This is a genomic window from Pseudomonas sp. OF001, assembly GCF_904426495.1.
Classification (GTDB): Bacteria; Pseudomonadota; Gammaproteobacteria; order Pseudomonadales; family Pseudomonadaceae; genus Geopseudomonas.
On sequence record NZ_CAJGBM010000029.1, the window covers coordinates 20,779 to 28,057 of the forward strand.

The following is a 7,279-nucleotide window of genomic DNA, read 5'->3' on the forward strand; positions in this document are numbered from 1 at the left end:
ATTCTCCTCTCAACCCAGGCGCAGGCGGCCGGCGCCGACCAGCCAGTTGTAGATTGCGTAGAACAGCAGGGTGGCGGCCAGCAGCAGGCCGCCCAGGGCCGTGGCCATGCCCCAGTTGATGGTGGTGTTGGTATAGAAGGCGACGAAGTAGCTGATCATCTGGTCGTTCGGGCTGCCCAGCAGCGCCGGGGTGATGTAGTAGCCGATCGACAGGATGAACACCAGCAGGCCGCCGGCGCCGACCCCGGCCAGGGTCTGCGGGAAGTACACGCGCCAGAAGCTGGCGAACGGATGGCAGCCGAGCGACACCGCGGCGCGCATGTAGGTCGGCGAGATGCCCTTCATCACGCTGTAGATCGGCAGGATCATGAACGGCAGCATGATGTGCACCATCGAGATGTACACGCCGGTGCGGTTGAACACCAGCTGCAGCGGCTCGTCGATGATGCCGAGCGCCTGCAGCGTGCCGTTGATCAGGCCGCCCGACTGCAGCAGCACGATCCACGCGGCGACGCGCACCAGGATCGAGGTCCAGAACGGCAGCAGCACCAGGATCATCAGCAGGTTGCTCTGCCGCGCCGGCAGGTTGGCCAGCAGGTAGGCCAGCGGATAGGCCAGCACCAGGCAGATGACGGTGATCACCAGACCCATCCAGAAGGTGCGGGCGAAGATCTCCAGGTAGATCGCCTGGTCGGGGGTGGCCGGGGCCAGCTCGCCCAGCTCGTCGATGCGGTGGTCGAGGGCGGCCAGCAGGTAGTAGGCGGTGGTACCGCTGGCGTTGCGCTGGATCGCCTGCCAGTAGGCCGGATCGCCCCAGCGCTCGTCGATGCGCTCCAGCGCCTCGCGCCAGGAGACCGGCTCGGCGGCCAGCGGCAGCTGGCGGGCGGTCTTCGACAGCAGGCTGCGATAGCCCGACAGCTCCATGTTCAGGCGCTTGGACAGGTCGCCGAGCAGCTGCTGCTTGCGGGCGACCGGCAGCTCCTCGCCGAGGGCGCGGTAGACCGGCTCCGGCGGCAGGCCGTGGCCGTCCCAGGATTCGATGGCCGCCACCGTGCGCGGCAGGGCGCCGACCACCTCGGGGTTGTCGACGCTGCGCCAGAGCAGCGCGCCGATCGGCACCAGGAAGGTCAGCAGGAGAAACGCCAGCAGCGGCAGGATCAGCACCTGCGACTTCAGGCGGTTGAGCCGCTCGGCGCGCGCCAGGCGCTGCTTGAGGGGGAGGCCGGCGACCTCATTGGGGACGGACACTGCGCTAGCCATGGCCATGTTCAACTCCGGACAGAAGGCCGCCGCCGGCGGCCGGGCAAGACGGCGGGATGCTTCCCGCGGACGGGACGGCGCAGCGCCGTCCCGCCGAGGCTGTTACTTGGCGGCCCAGGCGTTGAAGCGCTGTTCCAGCTGCTCGCCGTAGTCGGCCCAGAAGGTCACGTCGATGGCCACCTGGTTGGCGATGTTCTCCGGAGTGGTCGGCATCAGCCCGAGACGCTCCTTGGGCAGCAGGTCGATGGCCTTCTTGTTGGCCGGACCGTAGGCGATGTTCTCCGCGTAGGCCTTCTGCTGCTCGGGCTTGACCGAGAAGGCGATGAACTCGCGGGCGGCCTGCTGATCCTTGGCGCCCTTGGGGATGGCCCAGGCGTCGAAGTCGTAGATGCCACCGTCCCAGACCATCTTGAGATTGCTCTCGCCCTGCACCGCGGCGATGCGGCCGTTGTACGCCGAGCTCATCACCACGTCGCCGGAGGCGAGGTACTGCGGCGGCTGGGCGCCAGCTTCCCACCACTGGATGTGCGGCTTGAGCTGGTCGAGCTTCTTGAAGGCACGGTCGACGCCCTCGTCGGTGGCCAGCACCTTGTAGACCTCTTTCGGCGCCACGCCGTCGGCCATCAGGGCGAATTCCAGGGTGTACTTGGCGCCCTTGCGCAGGCCGCGCTTGCCGGGGAATTTCTGCACGTCCCAGAAGTCCGCCCAGCTGGTCGGCGCGGTCTTCAGCTTGTCGGCGTTGTAGGCCAGCACGGTGGACCAGACGAAGAAGCCGACGCCGCACGGCTGGATGGCGCCGTCGATGTAGTCCGAGGCCGGGCCGAACTGCGCCGGATCGAGTTCCTCGAACAGCCCCTCGTCGCAGCCGCGCGCCAGTTCCGGCGACTCCACCTCGACCAGGTTCCAGCTCACGCTGCCGGTATCGACCATCGCCTTGACCTTGGCCATCTCGCCGTTGTACTCGCCGGCGATGACCTTGTGCCCGCTGGCCTTCTCGAAGGGCTCGTAGAACGCCTTGACCTGCGCCTGCTTGTTGGCGCCGCCGAAGGAGATGGTGGTCAGATCGGCCGCCACGGCCGACAGGGTGCAACCCAGGCCCAGGGTCAGGGCCGCGAACCTCAGGGATTTCGACATTTATTCTTCTCCAGGATGCTGCGTTTGGGGGTACTTGCCACTATCGGGCCGCGATCCTTATTCCGCGCTCAGCGGATCGAGGGCGCGGACATGTTCGACCTGCCAGCCGAGCGGCACCACGTCGCCCACCGCCAGCGCGGGGTCGAGTTCGGCGATCGGCTGCTTGACGAAGAAGTTGTTCTGCCCGGCCACCTCCAGGCGCACGCGCACGTGGTCGCCCAGGTAGATGAACTCGGCGACCCGGCCGGAGAAGCGGTTGTCGCAGCCGCTGCTGTGGCCGTTGATGCGCACCCGCTCGGGGCGCACCGACAGGCTGACCAGCTCGCCCGGCTGGCCGACGCGCACCGCCAGCGCCTCGACCTGCTCGCCGCGCGGCAGCTCGACCACGCAGCGCTCGCCGTCGCGGCGCACCAGGCGGCCGTTGATGCGGTTGTTCTCGCCGATGAAGTTGGCGACGAAGGCGTTGCACGGCTCCTCGTACAGCTCGCGCGGCGGGGCGATCTGCTGGATCTCGCCCTGGTGGAACACCGCCACGCGGTCGGACATGGTCAGCGCCTCGCCCTGGTCGTGGGTGACGTAGACCACGGTGACGCCCAGGCGCTGGTGCAGGTGCTTGATCTCCATCTGCATGTGTTCGCGCAGCTGCTTGTCGAGCGCGCCGAGCGGCTCGTCCATCAGCACCAGCTGCGGCTCGAACACCAGGGCGCGGGCCAGCGCCACGCGCTGCTGCTGGCCGCCGGACATCTGCCCCGGGTAGCGCCCGGCCAGCGCCTCCAGCTGCACCATGCTCAGCGCGCGCTTGACCCGCTCGGCGATGTCGGCCTTGCCCATGCCGCGCACGCTGAGCGGGAAGGCGAGGTTCTCGGCCACGGTCATGTGCGGGAACAGGGCGTAGTTCTGGAACACCATGCCGATGTCGCGCTTGTGCGGCGGCAGCTTGTTGATCGCCCGGCCGCCGAGGAGGATCTCGCCGGCGGTGGGGGTCTCGAAGCCGGCCAGCATCATCAGGCTGGTGGTCTTGCCCGAACCGGACGGCCCGAGCAGGGTGAGGAATTCGCCCTTGCGAATGTCCAGATTGAGATCTTTGACGATCAGGTTCTCGCCGTCGTAGCTCTTCTGCACGCTACGGAAGCTGACCAGGATGTCGTTGCCTTGCGTCTCGGCCATGACCGCACCTGTAGGACTGGGTGGACTATGGCTACAGCGTAGGCAGGTGCCGGCGGCGGGCAAATCGGCGGGCAGGACGACATCGGCTAGGCCCGCCGGAAGATGTTCTGTAGGGATTGCCCTACACGGGTAGCGGTTCCATGCGCCCCCGCGCAGGCGTCAGACCAGCTTGTGCTCCATGGCGTAGCGCACCAGGTCGGCCACCGAGTGGGCGTCGAGCTTCTGCATCAGCCGCGCCTTGTGGGTGCTCACCGTCTTGCTGCTGACCGACAGCTGCTGGGCGATCTCGTTGACGCCCTCGCCGCGCACCAGGCGCTCGAACACCGAGAACTCGCGCTCGGAAAGCAGCGCGTGGGGCGGCCGCGAGTCGGTCAGGCCGACCTCGAAGACCATGCGGTCGGCCAGCGCCGGGTCGATGTAGCGGCCGCCGCCGGCGACCTTGCGGATCGCGGTGAGCAGCAGCGCCGGATCGCTGTCCTTGGTGGCATAGCCGGCGGCGCCGATCTTCAGCGCGCGGGCGGCCATCTGCGCCTCGTCGTGCATCGACAGCACGAGGATCGCCGGCGGGTTGCTCAGCGCGCGGATCCGCGGGATCGCCTCGAGGCCGTTGACCCCGGGCATGGAGATGTCGAGGAGGACCACCTCGCAGGGCGTCTGGCGGAGGATCTCCAGCAGCTGCTGGCCGTTGCCGGCCTCGCCGGCCACCGTCAGGTCCCTGGCCATGCCGATCAGCTGCTTGATGCCCTCGCGGACGATGGTGTGGTCTTCGGCCACCAGTACCCGAATCATGCCGTCTCCTTATCCTCCCGGTCGAGGGGAACCCTCACGTACAGGGTAGTGCCCTGCCCCGGGGTGCTGTCCAGCCGCAGGCTGCCGCCGAACATGGCGACCCGCTCGCGCATGCCGACCAGGCCGAACGAGCCGCTGCGCACCTGCGCCGGGTCGAAGCCCGCGCCGTCGTCGGCGATGCACAGCTGCAGCTCGCCGGCCTCGCGGCTGAGGCGGATCTCCACGCTGTGCGCCTGGGCATGGCGCATGATGTTGGTCAGCGCCTCCTGCAGCACGCGGAACAGCCCGGTGGCCTTGCCCTCGCCGAGCGCCGGCAGCTGTTCGGGCACCTCGACCAGGCAGGGGATGCCGGTGCGCGCCTCGAAGCGCCGCGCCTGCCACTCGATGGCCGAGGCGATGCCGGCGTCGAGGATCGGCGGGCGCAGCGCGGTGGCCACGTCGCGCACCACCTGGAACAGCTGGGCGAGCAGCTTGCTCATGTGCTGCAGGCGCTGGCGCAGGTCGGCGTCGCCTTCGCCATGGGCCAGCTGGCACATGGAGAGTTCCAGCTTGAGCACGGTGAGCATCTGCCCCAGCTCGTCGTGCACCTCGCGGGCGATGCGCGCCTTCTCCTCCTCGCGCACGCTCTCCAGGTGCGCCGCCAGCTCGCGCAGCTGGGCCTGCGACTCGGCCAGCGCCAGCTCGGTGCGCTTGAGTTCGCTGATGTCCCAGACCATGCCGTCCCACACCACCCGGCCGGCCTCCAGGCGCCGCGCGGTGGCCTTGATGTCGACCCAGATCGGCGTGCCGTCGCGGGTCAGCAGGCGGCCCTGCCAGCGCCAGTCGTCGTCGGCCGCCAGCGCCGCCTGCTGGCTGCTCCAGTAGTGCTCGCGCTCGTCGGGGTGGACCAGGCTGCGGATGCCGCGCTCGGGCTCGAGCAGGGTCGCCGCCGGGTAGCCGACCAACCCAGCGCTGCCCTCGCCGATGAACGCGATGTGCACCTCGGCGCCCGGCGCGGCGCGCTCCAGGCGGAACAGCAGGCCGGGCACGTTGCCGGCGATGCCCTTCAGGCGCGCCTCGCTCTCCTCGAGGGCGGCGCGGGCGCGGCGCCGCTCGGTGACGTCGGTGAGATAGATCACCAGGTATTCGGTGTCGCGAAAACGCAGGAAGCTGAGCGACAGGTCCACCGGCAGCCACTCGCCGTCGGCGCAGCGGCAGCGGGTCTCGAAGGCCAGCGCCTCGTCGCTGGCGCGGGCGCGCTTCCACAGCGCCAGCCAGCGATCCATGTCGAGGTTCGGCGCCAGCTCGCTCAGCGGCCGCTCGACCAGGCCCCTGGCCGGGTAGCCGAGCAGCTGCTCGGCGGCGCGGTTGGCGTAGCGCAGGTGGCTGTCCCAGTTGACCCAGAGGATGCCGACGGTGCTGTGGTCGATGGAGAACTGGGCCAGGCGCAGCGCCTGCTCGGCCGACTCGCGCAGGCTCAGGTCGTGGCGGGCGACGGCCAGACGCAGCTCCAGCTCGTCGTGCTGGCGCCGCAGCCACCAGGCCGCGCCCAGCACCGCCAGCAGCAGCAGGCCGAGCAGCAGGGCCAGGCTGCGCCAGAAGCCGGCCGACTCGCCGAGACTCGTCACCGGCGGCTGCAGCCAGCGCCGCTGCATGGCCTCCAGCTCGGCGGCGGGCAGCGCGCGCAGGGCCCGGTCGATCAGCCCGGCCAGTTCCGGCAGGTCGGGGCGCACGGCGACGCGCAGCAGCAGCGGATAGCCGACCTCGCCGAGCACCGCCAGCGCGGCGAACTCGACTTCGCCGTGCAGACGGCTGTACTGCGCCTCGTCGAGCACCGCATAGCTCGCCTCGCCGGCCAGCACCTGGCGCAGCGCCTGGCGCTCGGAGCTGGCCGGGCGCAGCTCGAGGCTGCTGTGGCTGCTGCGCAGGAAGCGCTGCACCGGGCTGCCTTCGCGCACCGCCACCGGCTCGCCGCGCCCCAGGCGGTCGAGGCGGACCGCCGCGGCGCCGCTGCGCTCGCCGACGACCAGGTGCGGAATGCGCAGGTAGGGATCGGAGTAGCGCCACAGGCGCAGGCCGGCCGGGGTCTGCTGCAGGCCGGGGGCCAGTTCGATCTCGCCGCGCTGCAGCGCCGCCTCCAGCGCGGCCTGGTCGGGATAGGCATGCCAGTTCAGGTCCACGCCGAGGCGGCTGGCGAGCGCGCCCATCAGCTCGACATGGGCGCCGACCAGCTGCTGCTGGCGCTGGCGCCGCTCGAACTGGGCGTAGGGCGCCTGCAGCACGACGCCGACCTGCAGCCGCGGATGATCGGCCAGCCACTGGCGCTGCGCCGCATCCACCGCCAGCGCCGCCGGCTCGGCACGTACCGGCAGCGTCAGGCAGAGGCCGAGCAGCAGCATCGCGGATGTCAGGCAGCGAACCAGGTGGGCGGAAAGGGGCATGGCGAAGACTCCGTAGGCCGGGCACTGCGCACGGTCCGCCGCCAGCCTATCCCATCGGCCTGCGCCGCTACAGGGCTCAGCGCAGACCGTGGCGGGCGCGCACCAGCTCCCAGGCCGCCTGCAGGCGATGGCTCTGCTCGGTGGCCGCGGCCAGGCGCACCGGATCGGCGCGGCCGAGCTTGTCCGGATGGTGGCGGCTGCGCAGGCGCCGGTAGGCCTGGCGGATGGCCGCCGGCGGCGTGTCGGGGGTGACGCCGAGCAGGTCCAGCGCCGTGCGGTAGGCGTCGTCGCGGCGGACCAGCGGCAGGCCGCGCCCCAGCGCCTGGTTCTCCAGCGCCGCCAGCTGCGCCGCCGGACAGCCGAGCTGCGCCGCCCACACGCCGAGCAGGGCGCGCGCCGCCGGGGCGCAGCAGTCGCCGGCCCAGGCCATGCGCCAGGCGGCGCGCAGCACGGTGTCGACGCGCGCCGGGCGCTGTCGCAGCCCCGCCAGGATTGTCTCGACGCGCGAG

At 70.7% G+C, this 7,279-nt stretch carries 6 protein-coding genes; all 6 read right to left on the reverse strand.

All coding sequences use genetic code 11. The annotated features are described in order from the left end of the window. Positions 1-9: 9 nt before the first annotated feature. On the reverse strand, positions 10-1,260 hold the full coding sequence (locus RA210_RS15670) for an ABC transporter permease (RefSeq protein ID WP_136489594.1): 1,251 nt from the start codon (positions 1,258-1,260) through the stop codon (positions 10-12). 102 nt (positions 1,261-1,362) lie between these two features. Further along, positions 1,363-2,394 (reverse strand): ABC transporter substrate-binding protein, encoded by a 1,032-nt coding sequence (locus tag RA210_RS15675; protein ID WP_201487235.1) that lies wholly within the window; start codon positions 2,392-2,394, stop codon positions 1,363-1,365. A 57-nt stretch (positions 2,395-2,451) separates the two neighbouring features. Continuing rightward, positions 2,452-3,561, reverse strand: coding sequence for an ABC transporter ATP-binding protein (locus RA210_RS15680; RefSeq protein ID WP_136489590.1), 1,110 nt, complete (start codon positions 3,559-3,561; stop codon positions 2,452-2,454). 159 nt (positions 3,562-3,720) lie between these two features. Then, on the reverse strand, positions 3,721-4,350 hold the full coding sequence (locus RA210_RS15685) for a response regulator (protein ID WP_136489591.1): 630 nt from the start codon (positions 4,348-4,350) through the stop codon (positions 3,721-3,723). Further along, positions 4,347-6,770 carry a PAS domain-containing sensor histidine kinase gene (locus RA210_RS15690; protein ID WP_236574775.1) on the reverse strand — a complete coding sequence of 808 codons (2,424 nt, stop codon included), beginning with the start codon at positions 6,768-6,770 and terminating at the stop codon, positions 4,347-4,349. Before RA210_RS15690 ends, RA210_RS15685 begins: the two co-directional genes overlap by 4 nt. A gap of 76 nt (positions 6,771-6,846) precedes the next feature. Continuing rightward, positions 6,847-7,279: DnaJ domain-containing protein (locus RA210_RS15695; protein ID WP_201487236.1), on the reverse strand; the 433-nt coding region annotated here is incomplete at its 5' end.

Coding starts and splice junctions, on each gene's coding strand:
- RA210_RS15670 (WP_136489594.1), bottom strand. CDS start 1,260: ATGGCTAGCGCAGTGTCCGTCCCCAATGAGGTCGCCGGCCTCCCCCTC.
- RA210_RS15675 (WP_201487235.1), bottom strand. CDS start 2,394: ATGTCGAAATCCCTGAGGTTCGCGGCCCTGACCCTGGGCCTGGGTTGC.
- RA210_RS15685 (WP_136489591.1), bottom strand. CDS start 4,350: ATGATTCGGGTACTGGTGGCCGAAGACCACACCATCGTCCGCGAGGGC.
- RA210_RS15690 (WP_236574775.1), bottom strand. CDS start 6,770: ATGCCCCTTTCCGCCCACCTGGTTCGCTGCCTGACATCCGCGATGCTG.
- RA210_RS15680 (WP_136489590.1), bottom strand. CDS start 3,561: ATGGCCGAGACGCAAGGCAACGACATCCTGGTCAGCTTCCGTAGCGTG.